Below are 17787 nucleotides of genomic sequence, written 5' to 3' on the forward strand. Positions count from 1 at the left end.
CGGATCTGCGGGCGCGTCCGTCAGTAAACCGTCGCCCGACAGTCCATGTCGGCCGGGCGGGCCTCCGCCAGCACCCGGTTGCGCCCCTCGTTCTTGGCTACATACAGCGCGCTGTCTGCACGCGCAATGAAAGACTCCAGCCCTTCGCCGATGCGGCGCTGAGCCACTCCGGCACTGAGAGTGATGGCCAGTTGGCGGCCTTCGATCTGCAGCAAGGAGTCACCCACTGCGGCACGCAGGCGTTCGGCGACCTGTACCGCTTCGGCCAGTTCTGTGTGCGGCAGCAGGATGATGAATTCTTCACCCCCCCAGCGGCCGGGGAAATCGGCACGGCGGAGGCCTTCACGCAGGCGGTGAACGGTTTCGACCAGTACCAGATCTCCGGCGTGGTGGCCGTAGAGATCGTTGATCTGTTTGAAGTGGTCCAGATCAATCAGGATCAGTGAGAGGGCTTGCTGGTAGCGCTGGGCAAGATCGATGGCGCGTTCTGCTTCATGATGGAAATGGCGCCGGTTGGCCAGACCGGTGAGGCCGTCTTCCTGTGCGAGTTGCTGCAACTCGCGCTCGGCCACGCGCCAGCGGGTGATGTTGTGGTCGATACCGATCACCACCGGACGACCATCGAAGAACACGCTGCGCCGCTTGCGTACGATGCGGAAGACCTCCTCGCCAGTGCCTTTGCGGATGGTGTGCTCTTCCTTCACGACTTCCTGGCCGCCGAGTACGGCCTGATCTTCCCGTTCGGATTGAGCGCGGGCCGGTGTGGTCGGGCCGTGAACGGGGAAGTCAGGCCCCAGGATGAAGTCACGGTCGAGCTGGCGGTATTCGGCAAAGGCCTCGTTGACCAGCAGGTAGCGGCTATTGGAATCCTTGATGTAGACCGGGTCCGGGATCACGTCGACCAGGCGTTGCAGGAAGGCTTCGGTACGCTGACGCAGGCCGGTTTCGCGTTCCAGGGCCTCCTGCAGGTGGCGCTGGGCCTGGCGCAGTTCGGTGATATCCACATGCGCACCGACGATCACGGTATTGCCGCGTTCGTCTGTACACACGCCTTTGGTGATGATGCGGAATACCTCCGCGCCGGTTCGCGCGTGCGCACGATGCTCTTCCTTGCGCAGCGGCTCACCGCGCAGCACTTTGGCATCCTCAGTCAGCACCTGTGCCAGCCGGTCCGGGTGGACGGGCCCAACGCCGGTACGACCGATCAGTTCAGCCCCTGGCAGCCCCTTGTCCTTCTCGAAGGCCTGATTGACCAGCTGGTAGTGGCTGTCTGCATCCTTGACGTAGATCGGGTAGGGAATCACGTCGATCAGGCGTTGCAGCCAGGCACGGGTTTCGAGCTGTTGGGCCTGCTCGCGCTGGAGTACGGCCTGCAGTGCCTGTTCGGCTTCGCGCCAGTGCGTGATGTCGAAATTGGCGCCCACGATGACGGGCTCGCCCTCAGCATTGAGGCAGGTGCCTTTCATGATCAAGCGATCGCGAGGCTTGCCGCTGAGCGGGTCCGTATCGTGCAGTTCAGCGGTGATGCGCGCACCGCTCAATGCGGCGGCATCTTCCTGACGGGTGTGGGTAATCAGTTCCGGATCGCTGAGAAAGCTGCAGGAATCGCAACCGATCAGCTCGGCCGGTTCGCGGCCCAGGCGGTTGGCGAGGCTCTGGTTGACCATCAGATAGCGGGCCGCAGAATCCTTGACGTAAACCGGCTGTGGAATCACATCGATCAGACGCTGCATGAAGGCCTGTTGGCGCTCGCTTTGAACAGCGTGCTGGCGGCGCAGCTGGGTCAGGCGCAGCAGGGCTGACAGCACGGCAGTGAGCAGCAGCAGAGGCAGGGCCAGCGCAGTGGGCCAGGCGAAAAACAGGGCGAGTGCGACCAGCAGCGCAGGCAGAGCGGCCAGAACTGCGATTTCCCGGATGCTGCTGAGCAGATTCATGCTGGCCGATATTCCGTTGCAATACGCCGGCGTATTCTATCTGTTCACACCCGAGCGCCTGTGTTTTCTGCCTGCGCGGGCAGGATGCGATTGCGGCCGCCTTCCTTGGCAAGGTAGAGCGCGGCATCGGCATGTGAGACAAGCTGATCGAGCGACTCCCCGGCTTGCCATTGAGCCACGCCACCGCTGATCGTGACGGCAATTGCGCCGTTGCCAGTAGTGATCGGGGTGAGCGCCAGCTCCTCGCGCAGGCGTTCGGCGACCTGACAGGCTTCCGCGAGCCGCGTGTGGGGCAGCAGGGCGATGAACTCCTCGCCGCCCCAGCGGGCCAGCAGATCGGTGCTGCGCAGCCCGCCGAGGCAGCGCAGCACGGTTTGTTTGAGTACCTCGTCACCGACGTTGTGGCCTTGCCTGTCGTTGATGTGCTTGAAGTGGTCAATATCCAGCATCAATAGGCTCAGGGCTTCGTCATAACGACTGCTGCGGGCAATCGCGCGTTCGGCTTCGTCGCGGAAGTGGCGGCGGTTGGCCAGGCCGGTCAGGACATCTTCGCGCGCCAGGCGCTGTAGTTCGCGTTCGGCTATCCGCCAGCGGGTGATGTGGTTATCGAAACCGACAATTACTGGGTCGCCGTCGAAATAAGTGCTGCGGCGCTTGCTGATGATGCGGAAGACCTCTTCGCCGCTGGCCTGGCGAATCGTGTGCTCTTCCTTTTCGATTTCGGCGCCCCTCAACACGGCTTCGTCTTCCTGTAGCGAGAGCTTGCGCGTTTCCTCGTTTTCGTAGGGCAGGGCATTCGGAGCCTTGACTACTTCGGCGCGGCAACGCTGGTGGTAGCGCAGGAAGGCTTCATTGACCAGCACATAAAGGCCGCCGGCTTTCTTCACATAGACCGGGTCCGGGATCAAATCCACCAGACGCTGCACGAATTCGAAGGTGTTGCGGCGCAGCTCGGTTTCACGCTCGAGTGCTTCCTTGATCTGCAGTTCGGCCTGGCGCCATTTGGTGATATGGCGATCGATGCCGACCACCACCGGCATGCCATCGATATAGAGGCAGGCGCGTTTGCTTACCACGCGGTACACCTCCTCGCCGGTGGCACGGCGCCGGGTGTGCTCCTCGCGCAGGATCTCGGCGCCATCCAGTACGGCCAGGTCCTCTTCCAGCGAGCGTTGCCGGCTGGCATCGGAGAGATGCGGGAAGTCCTGATCCGGGTCCAGCAACTCGGCCTTGCTGCGGTTCTGGTAATCGGCAAAGGCATCGTTGATGAGGAGGTAGTGGCCGTCCTTCTTCACGTAGACCGGATCTGGAATTACGTCGATGAGGCGTTGCACGAAGGCTTCTGTGCGCTCGCGCAGGGCCGTTTCTCGCTGCAAGGAGGCCTTCAGCTCGCGCTCGGCTACGCGCAGGTCGGTCAGGTCGATGCTGCTGCCGACGATTACCGGCTCGCCCAGGGCGTTGATGCAAGTGCCCTTGGACAGGATGCGGAAAACTTCGCGGCCGGTATGCGGATGCGGCAGTTGCTCCTCGCGCAGGATGCGCTCGCCGGCCAGCACGCTGCCGTCTTCTTCAAAGAGCTGGCGCATGCGCTCGGGGCTGGCACTTTCTTTCAGACCCATATGCTCGATCAGCTCTTCACGGGGCATGAAGGCGTCGCGCGCCATGGCTTCGTTGACCATCAGATAGCGGCTCTGTGCATCCTTCACGTAGACCGGGTAGGGCAAGAGATCCAGCACCCGTTGCACGAATTCGAGCGTGGCATTGTGATGCTCGCGTTCCCGCTGTAGCACCGTAGCCAGCTGGGCTTCGGATTCGCGCAGTACGGTCACGTCGATATTGATGCCAACGATGGCGAGCTCGCCTTCCGGGGCCGGGCAACTGCCCTTGATCACGATCTGATGGCAGCGCTCGCCGGTGATCGGCCGGGTTGCACTCTCTTCCTTCTGTATCCGTTCGCCGGCGAGCACCCGGCTATCTTCTTCAAGCGACGTATGCGATTGCGGGCGATCAGGCATCAGCTCCCGATGGCTGTGCCCCAGAATCTGGTCACGACTCAATTGGTAGCGCTCGATCAGCGCGCTATTCACCCAGCGGTAGCGGCTCTGCGAATCGCGGATGTAGAAGGGGTAGGGGATGACGTCAATCAGGTGCTGAATGAAGTCTCGCGTGCGTTGCGCGACAGCTGTCTGCTCCTCCAGTGCTGCCTGCAGGCGCAGTTCGGCATGGCGTATGCGGGAGATGTCGAAATTCGCGCCGACGATTACGCGCGCGCCCGTCGCATCCAGGCAGGTTCCCTTGGTTACGATGCGAAAGCGCGCCTCGTGGCTGACGGGGTGAAGCACTTCTTCTTCCTTGTAGACCATCAGCCCTTGCAGGACTTCGGCATCTTCGGCGGCGATCAGTGCGGCGGTAGCAGGATCTGGCGCCAGATCACGGGCGGTGCGACCCAGGATGGCTGCACGCGGCTGGCCCCGCTGGAGCGCGAAGGCCTCATTGATCATGATGTAACGGCCGGCAGCATCCTTGACGTAAACCGGCTCTGGGATCACATCGACCAGACGCTGCACGAAGTTCTGTACCTGTTCGTGGCGTTGTTGCTCACGCTCACGCTCGCGCAACAGCCAGAAACCGGGCAGCAACATGCCTGCTGCTGCCGTGAGCCAGACTGCCAGCTCGGCCGGCAAATCGGCAAGCGGGCACAGCAGCGCCACGAGTGGGGCTGCGGCGAGCGTGCCAGCTGTTTTCAGGAGAGTGGAACGCGTCAAAGGGACTCCTTGCTGACTTCCGGTAATAACGGCCTCGACGGCAGGAAGCTTGATGATTCGGCGCAAAAACCTCACCGTCAGGGTGGATAGGTTCTGCTTCTGGCCGGCATACAATCCGCGCATGAATTCCGCAAAAACCTTCGGTATTTCCGGCTGGTCAGGTTCCGGCAAGACGACCCTGATCGAAGCCCTGATTCCGCTCTTCACTGCGCGCGGCCTGCGTGTGTCGCTGATCAAGCATACCCACCACGGCTTTGATATCGACAAGCCCGGCAAGGATTCCTTCCGCTTTCGCGCGGCCGGAGCCAGTGAGGTGATGCTGGCCGGCGAGCAGCGCTGGGCGCTGATGCGTGAGTTGCGTGAGGAGCCGCAAGCCTCGCTGACCGAGTTGCTGGCCCGGCTCTCTCCGTGTGATCTGGTTCTGGTGGAGGGGTTCAAATCCGCCGAGCTGGCCAAGATAGAAGTCCATCGTCCTGCGCTGGGCAAGCCCTTCTTCCACGCCGAATTTCCCGAGGTGGTAGCGATTGCCAGCGATGCGTCGCTCGAAAGCGACTTGCCGGTGCTGGCGCTGAACGATCCACCGGCCATTGCAGAGTGGATCCTGCAGTTCCTGAAACTGGCCTGAATCAAGGCCGCTGCCGGTCTGCGCGTTTCACACTCCCTCGTCTTCCGTCTTCCGTCTTCCTACTACCGAAAATGCTGAGCTACGAACAAGCCCTCCAAACCCTGCTGGCCGCGGCAACTCCAGTCGTCGGGCGCGAAACTGTAGATCTGCTGGCGGCTGCCGGTCGGGTACTGGCTAGCCCGATACGGGCCAGCCTCGATGTACCACCGGCGGATAACTCTGCCATGGATGGCTATGCCTTACGTGTGGAGGATGTGGCGCCTGGCGCCTTGCTTGAGGTGAGTCAGCGCATCCCGGCCGGCAGCGCCCCGGTGGCATTGCGTCCGGGTACGGCTGCCCGCATCTTTACGGGGGCGCCGATTCCGCTTGGTGCCAATGCCGTCGTGATGCAGGAGAAATGCATCGCTGAGGGCGAGGCGGTGCGCGTCGAGCATGCCCCTGGCGTGGGTGAGAACATTCGCCGTGCCGGTGAGGATATTGCCAGCGGCAGCGTCGTGCTTTCCGCCGGTACCCGCCTGGGGGCTGCGCATCTGGGGCTGCTGGCTTCCATTGGTGTGGCGCAGGTTGAGGTGTTTGCCCGTCTGAGGGTTGCGGTGTTCTTCACCGGTGATGAGCTGGTGACGCCGGGCGCACCGCTGCGGTCCGGCCAGATCTATAACTCCAACCGCTACGTGTTGCACGGTCTGCTGGGCGCCCTGGGCTGTGTGGTGACGGATCTGGGCATCGTGCCGGATGATCTGGGGGCGACACGCTCGGCCTTGCGCGAGGCGGCAGTGGGCCACGATCTGGTGCTGACCTGTGGCGGCGTGTCGGTGGGCGAGGAGGATCACGTCAAGGCGGCTGTCATAACTGAAGGCGCGCTGGAGACCTGGAAGATTGCCATCAAGCCCGGCAAGCCTTTCGCGCTGGGGCGTGTGGGCGAGACGCCCTTTATCGGGCTGCCGGGCAACCCGGTGTCGAGCTATGCCACCTTCCTGATGCTGGCGCGACCCTATATCCGTCGCCGCCAGGGCGAAACCGAGGTGCTGCCGCAGGCTGTGCAGGCGCGTGCAGACTTCAGCTGGCCAAAGGCTGGCGCGCTGCGCGAGTTTCTGCGCGTGCGGCGCAATCAGGCGGGCGGGCTGGAGCTGTTTCCGAAGCAGGGCAGTGGCGTGCTCAGCTCCTGCGCCTGGGCCGATGGCCTGGTCAGCAATCCGCCGGGGCAGATTATCCAGCCGGGTGATCTGGTGTCCTACATCCCTCTTGGAGACGGTCTGTGAGTGTGACGATCCTGTATTTTGCGAGCCTGCGCGAGGCGCTCGGCCGCAGCGAGGAACACTTTGATCTGCCGCCGGGCGTGGTGACCGTGGGCGCCCTGCGCGAGAGCTTGTGCGCACGTGGCGGTGACTGGACTGCGCTGGCACCCGGCAAGGCGGTGCGTGCGGCGGTGAATCAGGAGCTTGCGCAGGCCGGCGCGGCGATCAAGGATGGTGACGAGATCGCCTTCTTCCCGCCCGTAACGGGCGGCTGAAAACAGGTGTAGCCCAGATGAAACGTAGTGAAATCAGGGGCTTTGGGGAGCGATCCCGGATTGCGTTTCGCTGCATTCGGGCTACGGAGAAAGCACGATGACAGTCAGCGTTCAAGAGCAGGATTTTGATCTCGGTGCCGAGTGCGTCGCGCTCACCGCCGGGCGCAGCGATGTGGGCGCCGTGGCGACTTTCGTCGGCCATGTGCGCGGCGACGGCGGCCTCGTGGCGATGAGCCTGGAGCATTATCCGGCGATGACCGAGAAGGCGCTGGCCGGCATCGTGGACGAGGCCTGCGCGCGTTGGCCGCTGCTCGGCGTGCGCGTGATCCATCGCGTGGGGCGGCTCTTGCCGGGCGAGCGCATCGTCTTCGTGGGCGTGGCCAGCAGTCACCGCCAGGCGGCTTTCGAGGCCTGTGCGTTCATCATGGATTATCTCAAAACCCGCGCACCCTTCTGGAAGAAGGAGGAAACTCCGGCTGGTAGCCGCTGGGTGGATGCGCGTGAGAGCGATGAAGCGGCGCTGACGCGCTGGGCGTGATGTTTCTCGTTGGAGCGAGGCGCGCCTCGCTCCAACAATAGATAGCGCCGTGCAGACCGGCGCTTACAGCGTCTTCAGCTTGCCGCGCAGCGCTTCGATGCTGCGATAGCCCTTGCGCTCCATGATGGCGCTCAGTTCGCGGTTCAGGCGCGCAAAGATGCGCGGGCTGTCTTCATGCAGGGCCGTGCCGACCTGAACCAACGAAGCGCCGGCCAGCAGATGCATGAATACCTGTTCGCCACTTTTTACACCGCCGCAGCCGATCACCTGCTTGTCGGGGCAGCGTCGGTAGAAGGCATTCACGTTGGCCAGCGCGGTGGGGAGCACGTAATCCCCGCCGATGCCGCCGAAGCCATCCTTGGGCTTGATCACCACGCTCTCGTTCTCGATATCGATCACCAATGCGTTGCCGATCGAGTTGATGCAGGTGACGAAGGCCACCAGCGGGTATTTGTTGAGGATCGCCGCGGCGGCGTCGAAGTGGGCGATATCGAAATAGGGCGGCATCTTCACGCCGAAAGGCAGCGCATATTCAGCGCTTACGGCGGCCAGCATGCGGTCCATGGCTTCGAAATCGTAGGCGATCTGCGGCTTGCCCGGCACGTTGGGGCAGGAGAGATTGAGCTCGACGATGGCCGGGATATAGGCGTCGCGTATGGCTGCCATCATCGTCAGATTGTCTTCCAGGGACAGGCCTGCCACTGAGAAGAACAGCGGCTTGGCAGCGTAGTTGTGGCGCCTGGCGTAGTCGAGGTAGTAGGCATAGCCCTGGTTGGGCAGGCCCATGGAGTTGATGCTGCCCAGCGCTGTAGCGGCGTAGCGTGGCTCGGGGTTGCCCTCGCGCTCGAGCAGGGTGCAGCTTTTTGTGATCAGGCTGCCGGCGGCGCTGGCGGCCAGCGCGTCGAGTTCATCGGTGTAGCGGCAGTGCACGCCGGAGGCGTTGAGGAGCGGATTGGCAAACTTGATGCCAAGCAGTGAGGCAGACAACAGGCTCATGGATTCGGCTTCCAGCTTTTTTTGAGGGGGAAGCCGGATTCTAGACGGTTCGCCGCAAGTGCCTTCTGGGACACATCAAGACTTGCAGAGGCCCGGGGCGAGCCTCTGCTCCGCTGGCTGAGGATTTCAGGCCTGCTTCAGCAGCGTCTGCAGACGCTCTTCGGTGAGGCTGGCGTCCCAGTCGAATTTTGCGCCTTCGGCATAGGCGCGCTGCACCGCCGGGCGAGCCGCCATGCGTTCCAGATAGGCGACGATGTGGGGGAACTGCGTCATATCCATCTGCTGGCGTTCGTGCAGCAGCACCCAGGGGTAGATCGCCATGTCGGCAATCGAGTAGTCGCCCGCCACGTAATCGCGGCCGTCCAGTTGCTTGTTCAGCACGCCGTAGAGGCGCGCGGTCTCATCCGTGTAGCGCTTCATCGCATACGGAATCTTCTCCGGCGCGAACTGGTTGAAGTGATGGTTCTGGCCAGCCATTGGGCCGAGCCCGCCCATCTGCCAGTTGAGCCACTGCAGCACCTGGGCGCGGGCATGGCCCGCGGAGGGCAGAAACTTGCCGTGCGTTTCGGCCAGCACGGTAAGGATGGCGCCGGACTCCATCAGGTTCAGCGGGCCACCGGGGAAGTCAGGGTCACGAATGGCCGGGATGCGGTTATTTGGTGCCGTTGCCAGAAAGCTCGGCAGGAACTGGTCATTCTTGCGGATGTTGATCGGGATGATGCGATACGGCAGGCCCAGCTCCTCGAGCAGGATGGTGATCTTGTGGCCGTTGGGCGTAGGGGCGTAGAACAGGTCGATCATCGGGCGTCTCCGGAGATGAAAAGGCATGCCCGGTCAGGGCCGGGCAGAAGAGGCTGCACCCGGGGCGGGCCCGGGTGCGAAGAAGCGTCATTGCACTGCGAAAAGCGCGCTCAGGCAAGCGGCGCCGGGAGGCGTCCCGTTCAGAACTCCTGCACCGTGGGGCGCAGCACGATCTCGTTGATGTCCACATCCGCCGGCTGCTCGATGGCATACGCAATCGCACGTGCTACGGCGTCGGCCGGGATGGCGATCTTGTAGAAATCCTTCACGAAGGCTGAGCTTTGCTCGTGGGAGCTGCCCAGCTTGAGTTCGGAATCCACCGCGCCCGGCTCGATGGTGGTGGTGCGGATGCTGCCGCCGACTTCATGGCGCAGGCCTTCGGAGATGGCGCGCACGGCGAACTTTGTGCCGCTATACACCGTGCCGCCGGGGCTGAACACCTTGAGGCCGGCCACCGAGGCGACGTTGATGAAATGGCCGCTGCCTTGCTGCTGGAAGACGGGCAGGGCGGCGGCGATGCCGTAGAGCACGCCCTTGATGTTGATGTCGATCATGCGTTCCCACTCGTCGACTTTCAGCTCGGTGAGCGGGGCGATGGACATCAGCCCGGCGTTGTTGATCAGTACGTCCACCCGGCCGAACACCCGTTGCGCGGTGGCGACGAGGGCTTGCAGATCGTCGGCGCGGGTCACGTCGGTGACCACCGCTTCGGCCTTGCCGCCGGCCGCGCGGATCTCGGCGGCGAGGGCTTCGAGCTTGTCGGCCCGGCGGGCGGCGAGCACCACAGCTGCACCGCGCGAGGCGAGGAGGCGAGCGGTGGCCGCGCCGATGCCGGAGCTGGCGCCGGTGATGATGACAACCTTGGATTCGATGTTCTGGCTCATGTTCATGTCCTTTCGGGGGCAGAGGGAAAAGCGGAAGCGATGGAGACAGTATGCAAAGACTCTTTGTGCCGATAAATGGAAACGTTAAGATTTCAGAATTCCATTTTAAGGAATTAAAACCATGCTCAACCGGCTCGAAATGCTGCGCATCTTTGTGGCAGCGGCGGAGGCCACCAGCTTCAAGGACGCGGCGGTGCGCATGGGCATTTCGCCGCAGGTGGTGACCCGGGCGGTGAAGGAGCTGGAAGAGTCGCTGGGCGAGCTGCTGTTTCATCGCAGCACGCGGCAGGTGCGGATCACGGCTTTTGGCGAGGCTTTTGCGGCGCGCGCCTGCGAAGGCGTGCAGCAGGTGGATCAGCTCTTTCCGCAGCGCGGCGAGGCGGCTGAAGGCGAGATCGCGGGCAGAGTGCGGATTGCGGCGCCACTGGCCCTGGGGCGCTTGCGCCTGATGCCGGCGCTGGCGGCACTCTCCGCTGCGCATCCTGGCCTGAGCTTCGATCTGCGCTTGTCGGACCAGGTTGCGGACGTAGTGGACGAGCAGATCGATGTCGGCGTGCGCATCGGTTTCCTGCGCGACAACCGCTTCATCGCGCGACGGGTATCCCGCCTCTCCTTTCATGTGGTGGCTACGCCGGCGCTGATCGCGCGAGTAGGGCGTCCGCTGCGGATCGAGGATCTGCATGCGCTGCCGACCAGCGCGATGCTTGATAAGGGGAGTGGCCGCCCCTGGCCCTGGCTGTTTGCCGGCGGCCAGCAGTTTCATCCGGAGCGCACCGCCTTCATTTGCGACGATGCGGAAACCGAGGCCCAGGCGGTGCTGGCCGGCATGGCTTTCGGTCAGATCCCGGGTTTGCTGGCCGAGCCGCATTTGGTGGCGGGCCGGCTCGAAGAGGTCTTGCTCGAAGTCGCGCCCGAGCCTTGGAACATCTATGTTTATCGGCCCCAGCGCGGGCCGGTGCCGGCGCGCATCCGGCGGGTCTTCGATGTGCTGGTGACGGCTTTGTCCGCGCCGGGCGAGCCTGCCGGACCCGCGGAGGAACGGGTCCGGCAGCCGCTGTGACAGGGCTGGCCGTTGCAGCGGCCAGCCTGAGGACGCTCAGTTGCGCTTGGTGAGCACCGATTTCAGGCCATTGCGTTGCACCCAGGCCGGATATTCCTGTTTGAGCAGCGGTGCGGCCTCGGTGGTGAACCAGTTGTACTTCACGCGGCGCTCGTAGCTCACTTCTTCGAAACGGCTGCGCGGTTTGCTGTCGCGCGCCGAGAACAGCGGCTTGCCCTGTTGCAGGTCGTAGAAGCGGGCCCAGGTCACGTCGTCGCTGTTGCCTTTTTCCATCACGAAGTCAAAGCCGTACTCGAGCGTCCGGTCTTCGCGGCGCGCGCGCTTGAGGCCGCTGAGCTTGGCGCTGTCTAGCCATGCCACCGCATCCTGAACGGCCTGCACGATCTCCGGTGCGGGTTTTTCGACACTCATCAGGAAGCGCACCACATTCACGCTTTCACCACCGCTGATCGAGGGCAGCTCGAAAGCACGCCCCATGGCCGGCTGCAGATTTTCGACGTCGTACTGGGCGCACCAGCCGGTGCGCTTGCTGCCGATGCGGATCTGCGTACGCAGAATTAGCGCAAGGCCTGTGTCATACGCAACGCTGGCGCGCTTGGCCTGTACCGGGCTGACGAAGGCGAAGTCGTCGCGCAACTGGGCGACGTCGCGCAACACTTCGAGCACATTTGCCATTGCGTTGTCATTGAAGGTGATGTGCGACTTGTAGCCTTGCGGTGCCGGCCAGTACTGCTGCCAGCCGCCGCTGGGCTGCTGGGCGGAGAGCAGGTAGTCGAGGCCGCGATCAATGCTGGCTCGGATTACTTCGTCGGGATGGCTGCGGTAGGCCGCCGCCAGCGCCTTGAGTTGCTTGGTGGTGGCGTCGTTATCGATGGTGGATTTGGCTTTGAAGCCACTCAGGGCGGCGCGGTTAACCGGCACCGTGAGGCTGGCATCGCGTTCCAGTTTGGGCCAGCCGCCATCGGCGTTCTGATAGCCGATGATCACGCCGGCCACCTTGCGGCCCTCAGCGCTGGCCCAGAAGGCGGCATCCTGCTTGTCCAGATTGCTTTCGACGACCGGGCCACCCTTGGCCACACCGGCCACCTTGTTGCCGGCGGGCAGGATCAGGGAGGCTGTGTAGCGCTGGCGGGTCTTGTCCCACTTGGAGTAGGCACCGAACTGATCGAAGACCCAGTGCGCGGACACCCACAGATTGGCGTTACGCCACTGTGGAGCGATATCGGCCTGCACATCGGAGTTGCCAACGCGAACAGTCGTCTGCCCCGCCTTGAGCAGCAGCGTCTTGCCGTTGAGGGTGAAGCGGGCGGTCTGTTGCGCAGGATCCAGCTCCGCTTCGCCACCCAGGCCGAGGATGATGGCGTTCAGCGGCGCCAGCATGCGCTCGCCAGGGAGCAGCTCCGGTTGCGAGTAGAGGCCTTCTTCCAGTTCCTCGTAGCCACCATCGATCGAGTAGTTGGGCTCACCCATGATCAGGGCCACGGTCTTCAGCACACTGCCGGCGCGGGCAGGGGCGCTGCCAGTGGGCGGTGCATTGTTGCTGACCGGCGTCTGGGCAAGGCTCGCGGAAATGAACAGCGAGGACAGGATGATGAAACTCGTACGGCGGATGAGGTGCATGCGGCGAGGCTTTCTTGGAGGGTTGGAACGCTGATAGGGGTAAACCCTAGATAATTAGTGTTGAAAGAGGACTAAATCCCGACGAACGGCTGTCGGAATGCCGTTCGTCGCCACTTGCTGCGGGATGAGCGGTTTTTTTGCTGGGCCTCTGTGATCAGCTACGATGGAGCGACTCCCGACTCCCGACTCCCGACTATGAGCATCGAATACCGCGTTGAAGCCCGCAATCCACAAGCCCATTTGTTCAGTGTCACGCTCACGCTGGCCGCGCCTCAGGTAACGGGCGAAATCCTCCGCCTGCCGGCCTGGATTCCCGGCAGCTACATGATTCGCGAGTTCGCCCGCAATATCGTTGAAATCCGGGCCAGTCAGGGCGGCAAGGCTGTGGCACTGGAGAAGCTGGACAAGCATTCCTGGCGCACTGCCAGGCTCGATCCGGATTTGGCGCTGGTGGTCGAGAGCGTGGTTTATGCTTGGGACCTGTCGGTGCGCTGCGCGCACCTGGATCAGAGTCACGGCTTCTTCAACGGCACCCAGCTTTTCCTGCAGGTGGCGGGGCGTGAAAAGCAGCCGCACCGGGTCGACATCCGCCGCCCGGAAGGTGCTGATTTTGAGCGCTGGAAAGTGGCCACTACCTTGCCCGTGGCGACGAAGCGCAGCGTAGATAAAGCCGGTTTCGGCCTGCGTGAAGCACCGGATTACGACACGCTGATCGATCACCCGGTTGAAATGGGGGCCTGGCAGTCGGTGAAGTTCGAAGCGGGGGGCGTGCCGCACGAGATGGTCATTACCGGGCGTGCCGTGTTCGATGCCCAGCGCCTTGCTTCAGACCTCAAGAAGGCTTGTGAAGCCGTGCTGGCCCATTTTGGCAAGCGCCCGCCTTTCAGCCAGTATCTGTTCATGACGCTGGTGGTGGGCGAGGGCTATGGTGGCCTGGAGCATCGCGACAGCACCGCACTGATATGCTCGCGCAATGATCTGCCGGTGCCGGGCGAGCACAACATGAGCGAGGGCTACCGGACTTTCCTGGGACTATGCAGTCATGAGTATTTTCATGCATGGAATGTCAAACGCATCAAGCCGGCGGTCTTTACACCTTACCGTCTGCAGGAAGAGAACTACACCCGCCTGTTGTGGGTGTTCGAGGGGTTTACTTCTTATTACGACGATCTCGCCCTGCTACGCGCGGGGCTGATTACCCCGGCCGAGTATCTGGGGCTGATGGCGAAGAACATCACCGCGGTCGAACGCAATGGCGGGCGTCTCAAACAGAGCGTGGCCGACTCTTCCTTCGATGCCTGGACCAAGTATTACCGCCAGGACGAAAACAGCCCGAACGCCATCGTCAGTTACTACCAGAAGGGTGCGCTGGTCGCTTTTGGCCTGGATCTCACGATCCGCGCCAAGACCGGCGGCGCGAAATCGCTCGACGATGTGATGCGCCATCTGTGGCAGCACTACGGGGCGGACTCGGCCGGCGTGCCCGAGGGGGCCATGCCGGCCATCATCAAGGCTGCGACCGGCGTGGATGTGCGGCGTGAGGTGGCTCGTTGGGCTGAGGGCACGGAGGATGTGCCACTGGCGAAGCTGCTGAAGCCTTTCGGCATCAGCCTGAGCCGCAAGTCTGGTTCGCGCAGTGGCGGGCTGGGCCTGCGCACGCGCACCGAGGGTAATGTGCTGAAACTCGCCAATGTGCTCGATGGTGGCACGGCGCAAGCGGCAGGTCTGTCGGCGGGAGATGAGCTGGTCGCACTGAACGGATTACGGGTGACTGGCAGCAATCTCGAGAGCCTGCTCGCCCGCTGCAGCGTCGGCGACGCACTGGAGATCCTCGTTTTTCGTCGCGATGAGTTGCTGCGCTGTGCTGTGTTGCTGGCCGCGCCGCGCGTCGACGAGTGCCTGTTGGCACTGGCCTCCGGGGCGACGGACAACGCCCTGCTGCAGGGGTGGCTGAAGCGCGCCTGAAGCTGTTCAGGCGCGGCGTTTGAAGTCTTGCAGGCGGAAACCAAGTGCGAACAGGGTGGCGAAATAGGCAAACATGCCGCCCCCCATTACCAGGGCCAGATGGCCCAGCCGCCACAGCGTGCTGTGGGTGAGCCAGTCGCTCTGCGCGCCCATGCCCAGTTGCAGGGTGCCGCCCAGGACCAGCAAGGCTAGTAGCAGCTTGGCACCGAAAACCGGCCAGCCAGCGCTGGGATGGAAGGCTTCACGGCGGCGCAGGCCACGATAGAGCAGAGCTGCGTTCAGTGTGGCGGCAAGGCTGATCGAGAGGGCGAGGCCTGCATGGCGTAAATCCAGTACGAAGATGAAGAGCAGGTTCATCAGCTGGGTAGCCGTCAGCGAGACCAACGCGTACTTGAGTGGAGCGCGGATGTCCTGGCGGGAATAGAAAGCAGGAGCAAGGATCTTCACGCAGATCAGGCCGATCAGGCCCACGCTGTAGGTTAGCAAGGCATCACGCGTCTGCAGGGTGTCTGCGGCTGTGAAGGCGCCGTGCTGGAACAGGGTCGCCGCAAGGGGCACGGCCAGCAGCATCATGCCTACGGCCGCCGGCGCGGTGAGCAACAAGGCAACGCGCAGGCCCCAGTCCAGGGTGGCTGAAAAACCGGCTGCGTCGTTCTGTGCCTTCATTTTCGACAGGCTGGGCAGCAGGATGGTGCCCAGCGCTGCACCAAGCAGGCCCAGCGGGAACTCCATCAGGCGATCAGCGTAATTGAGCCAGGAGACACTGCCGGTCGGCAGCCAGGAAGCGAAGGCTGTATTGATCAGCAAGCTCACCTGTGCCACGGATACGCCCAGCGTGGCAGGCCCCATCAGCTTGAGAATGCGCATTACGCCCGGATCCTTGGTCGATAGAGCGAAGCGCGGCAGCATGCCGATCTTTGCAAGGGCCGGTATCTGTAGCGCGAGTTGCAGGCAACCACCAATGAAGGCCCCCCAGGCCAGCGCCTCTACCGGCTGGTCGAAATGCGGGGCGGCAAAGAGGGCCATGCCGATGAAAGAGAGATTCAGTAGCACCGGCGTGAAGGCCGGGATCGAGAAGCGGCTCCAGGTGTTCAGAACGCCCGCGGAGAGCGCCACCATGGCCATGAAGAAGATATAAGGGAAGGTGATCCGGGTCAGCTCGACCGTCAGCGCAAATTTTTCCGGGTTGCGCGCGAAGCCGCCGGCTGTGGCGTGGATGATCCAGGGCGACGCGATCACGCCGAGAACGGACACCACGAGTACGATCAGCCCGAGCAGGCTGGCGACATGATTGATCAGAGCATGTGTTTCCGCTTCGCCACGCTGGCTGCGGTACTCGGCCAGAATGGGCACGAAAGCCTGCGAAAACGCCCCCTCGGCAAACAGGCGGCGTAGCAGGTTGGGCAGGCGGAAAGCAACATTGAAGGCGTCAGTGAGCATGCCAGCGCCAAAAAGATTGGCGACCAGCATTTCGCGGACCAGGCCGAGGACACGCGAAAGCAGGGTGAGGCCACTGACGGTGGCAAGCGCCTTGAGCAGGTTCATGGCAGGGGAAAGGTCGGCGGGTACAGGCCGGCAGGTGCGCTGGAAGCGGCGAATAATAGCACCGCACCTGCACGCGAGGAGCTCAAGGGGCTTGCAAGGCAAAGAGCTTCCGGCTATAGTCCGCCTTTCCGCGTAATTCTTACCGAAGACAGAACAAATGGCCAATTCCGCTCAAGCCCGCAAGCGCGCACGTCAGGCACTCGTGGCCCGCGCTCACAACGCCAGCCTGCGTTCACGTCTGCGTACCGCTGTGAAGGCCGTGCGCAAGGCTGTGGATGCCGGCGACAAGGCAGCCGCTCAACAAGTGTTCCAGCAGTCTGTCAGCATCATCGACAGCATCGCTGACAAGGACATCGTGCACAAGAACGTAGCTGCTCGTCACAAGAGCCGCCTGTCCGCCGCCATCAAGGCGATGGGCGCTGCTGCCTGATTGTGTCCTGCCACTTCGGTGGCAGGGATCAAAAAGGGGTGTGACGCGAGTCGCGCCCCTTTTTCGTTTGTCTCTCCGTTTCCTGTTTCGCTAGACATTGAGCCCCTGACCCTTTGGCAGCGCCGAGCCCTGCCCGAGAAAGAGCATCATGAACCAAGCGCCCAGACATTTTCTGCAGTTCAAGGACCTCTCCCGCGAAGAAATCGACTACGTCTTTGCCCGCGCCAAGTGGATCAAGGATCGGTTCAAGCGGTACGAGACCTATCACCCGTTGTTCGATCGTACCCTGGTCATGATCTTCGAGAAGGCCAGCACGCGTACGCGCCTGTCTTTCGAGGCCGGCATGTTCCAGCTCGGTGGCTCCGCCATCTATCTGAATACGCGCGACTCCCAGCTGGGGCGTGGCGAGCCGGTGGAGGATGCGGCCCAGGTCATCTCGCGCATGAGCGACGTGGTGATGATCCGCACCTTCGAACAGACCATCGTCGAGCGCTTCGCAGCCAATTCACGCGTGCCGGTGATCAATGGTCTGACCAACGAGTTTCACCCCTGCCAGATCCTCGCCGACATCTTCACCTGGATCGAGCGCAATGGCTCCATTCAGGGCAAGACCGTGGCCTGGATCGGTGACACCAACAACATGTGCAACACCTGGTTGCAGGCAGCCGAGCTGCTGGACTTCAAGGTGCACGTGAGCTCGCCGAAGGGTTACGAGGTGGATCAGGCCAAGGCCAACATCACGGGATCGGCGCACTACGAGCAGTTCGCCGATCCGATGGATGCTGCGCGTGGTGCTCACATCATCACCACTGATGTGTGGACCTCGATGGGCTTTGAAGCCGAGAACGAGGCGCGCCTGCGCGACTTCGCCGACTATCAGGTCGATGGCGACATGATGCGGGTGGCCGACAAGGATGCGGTGTTCATGCACTGTTTGCCGGCGCATCGCGGCGAAGAGGTGACTTCAGAGGTCATCGACGGGCCGCAGAGCGTGGTGTGGGAAGAGGCCGAGAACCGCCTGCATGCACAGAAAGCGCTGCTGGAGTTTCTGGTGGTTGGCCGCGTGCAGGGCTAAACTGGCCTGCCTGAACAACAAGAGACCCGCCTCGGCGGG

The 17787-nt window shown here is 62.9% G+C and carries 15 protein-coding genes; 8 read left to right on the forward strand and 7 right to left on the reverse strand.

Annotated elements, in window-relative coordinates:
• Nucleotides 1-20 precede the first annotated feature (20 nt).
• Together Q3Y64_RS00480 and Q3Y64_RS00485 are read right to left on the reverse strand one after the other, a co-directional pair.
• Nucleotides 21-1934, reverse strand: coding sequence for a diguanylate cyclase (locus Q3Y64_RS00480; protein ID WP_303559348.1), 1914 nt, complete (start codon nt 1932-1934; stop codon nt 21-23).
• A 44-nt stretch (nt 1935-1978) separates the two neighbouring features.
• Nucleotides 1979-4699, reverse strand: coding sequence for a diguanylate cyclase (locus tag Q3Y64_RS00485; protein WP_303559350.1), 2721 nt, complete (start codon nt 4697-4699; stop codon nt 1979-1981).
• Nucleotides 4700-4820: 121 nt separating this feature from the next.
• On the opposite strand from Q3Y64_RS00485, the gene mobB reads away from it, so the two are divergent.
• From mobB to moaE, 4 genes are all read left to right on the forward strand, one after another.
• Nucleotides 4821-5324: a molybdopterin-guanine dinucleotide biosynthesis protein B gene (gene mobB, locus Q3Y64_RS00490; RefSeq protein WP_101942321.1), complete on the forward strand. Its 504-nt coding sequence runs from the start codon at nt 4821-4823 to the stop codon at nt 5322-5324.
• A 71-nt stretch (nt 5325-5395) separates the two neighbouring features.
• Nucleotides 5396-6583 (forward strand): gephyrin-like molybdotransferase Glp, encoded by a 1188-nt coding sequence (gene glp / locus Q3Y64_RS00495; protein WP_303559354.1) that lies wholly within the window; start codon nt 5396-5398, stop codon nt 6581-6583.
• Nucleotides 6580-6834 carry a molybdopterin converting factor subunit 1 gene (moaD, locus tag Q3Y64_RS00500; protein ID WP_101942323.1) on the forward strand — a complete coding sequence of 85 codons (255 nt, stop codon included), beginning with the start codon at nt 6580-6582 and terminating at the stop codon, nt 6832-6834. The genes glp and moaD overlap by 4 nt, the downstream gene beginning before the upstream one ends.
• Nucleotides 6835-6931: 97 nt before the next feature.
• Nucleotides 6932-7372 carry a molybdopterin synthase catalytic subunit MoaE gene (moaE, locus tag Q3Y64_RS00505; RefSeq protein WP_303559357.1) on the forward strand — a complete coding sequence of 147 codons (441 nt, stop codon included), beginning with the start codon at nt 6932-6934 and terminating at the stop codon, nt 7370-7372.
• 63 nt (nt 7373-7435) lie between these two features.
• Here moaE and Q3Y64_RS00510 read toward each other — a convergent pair whose 3' ends face one another.
• From Q3Y64_RS00510 to Q3Y64_RS00520, 3 genes are all read right to left on the reverse strand, one after another.
• Nucleotides 7436-8368, reverse strand: a complete 933-nt coding sequence (locus Q3Y64_RS00510; RefSeq protein WP_303559359.1) for a dihydroorotate oxidase — start codon at nt 8366-8368, stop codon at nt 7436-7438.
• A gap of 126 nt (nt 8369-8494) precedes the next feature.
• Nucleotides 8495-9169, reverse strand: a complete 675-nt coding sequence (locus Q3Y64_RS00515) for a glutathione binding-like protein (RefSeq protein ID WP_303559361.1) — start codon at nt 9167-9169, stop codon at nt 8495-8497.
• Between the two features lie 140 nt (nt 9170-9309).
• Entirely contained in the window at nt 9310-10053 is a 744-nt protein-coding gene (locus Q3Y64_RS00520) for an SDR family oxidoreductase (RefSeq protein WP_303559363.1), read from the reverse strand.
• A gap of 121 nt (nt 10054-10174) precedes the next feature.
• On the opposite strand from Q3Y64_RS00520, the gene Q3Y64_RS00525 reads away from it, so the two are divergent.
• Nucleotides 10175-11113 carry a LysR family transcriptional regulator gene (locus tag Q3Y64_RS00525; protein WP_303559365.1) on the forward strand — a complete coding sequence of 313 codons (939 nt, stop codon included), beginning with the start codon at nt 10175-10177 and terminating at the stop codon, nt 11111-11113.
• A 36-nt stretch (nt 11114-11149) separates the two neighbouring features.
• On the opposite strand, the gene pelA is transcribed toward Q3Y64_RS00525, so the two are convergent.
• Nucleotides 11150-12733 (reverse strand): pectate lyase, encoded by a 1584-nt coding sequence (gene pelA / locus Q3Y64_RS00530; protein WP_303559367.1) that lies wholly within the window; start codon nt 12731-12733, stop codon nt 11150-11152.
• 195 nt (nt 12734-12928) lie between these two features.
• Here pelA and Q3Y64_RS00535 point away from each other — a divergent pair, with 195 nt between their 5' ends.
• The gene (locus Q3Y64_RS00535; protein ID WP_303559369.1) at nt 12929-14698 is read left to right on the forward strand and encodes a M61 family metallopeptidase; all 1770 of its coding nucleotides are present in this window, start codon (nt 12929-12931) and stop codon (nt 14696-14698) included.
• A gap of 6 nt (nt 14699-14704) precedes the next feature.
• Here Q3Y64_RS00535 and murJ read toward each other — a convergent pair whose 3' ends face one another.
• On the reverse strand, nt 14705-16243 hold the full coding sequence (gene murJ / locus Q3Y64_RS00540) for a murein biosynthesis integral membrane protein MurJ (protein ID WP_303559371.1): 1539 nt from the start codon (nt 16241-16243) through the stop codon (nt 14705-14707).
• 157 nt (nt 16244-16400) lie between these two features.
• Between murJ and rpsT the strand changes: the two genes are divergently transcribed.
• The gene (rpsT, locus tag Q3Y64_RS00545) at nt 16401-16673 is read left to right on the forward strand and encodes a 30S ribosomal protein S20 (RefSeq protein ID WP_101942331.1); all 273 of its coding nucleotides are present in this window, start codon (nt 16401-16403) and stop codon (nt 16671-16673) included.
• Between the two features lie 148 nt (nt 16674-16821).
• Nucleotides 16822-17748 carry an ornithine carbamoyltransferase gene (argF, locus tag Q3Y64_RS00550; RefSeq protein WP_303559373.1) on the forward strand — a complete coding sequence of 309 codons (927 nt, stop codon included), beginning with the start codon at nt 16822-16824 and terminating at the stop codon, nt 17746-17748.
• Nucleotides 17749-17787: the final 39 nt, after the last annotated feature.

The organism is Uliginosibacterium sp. 31-12, from assembly GCF_030548425.1.
GTDB lineage: Bacteria > Pseudomonadota > Gammaproteobacteria > Burkholderiales > Rhodocyclaceae > Uliginosibacterium > Uliginosibacterium aquaticum.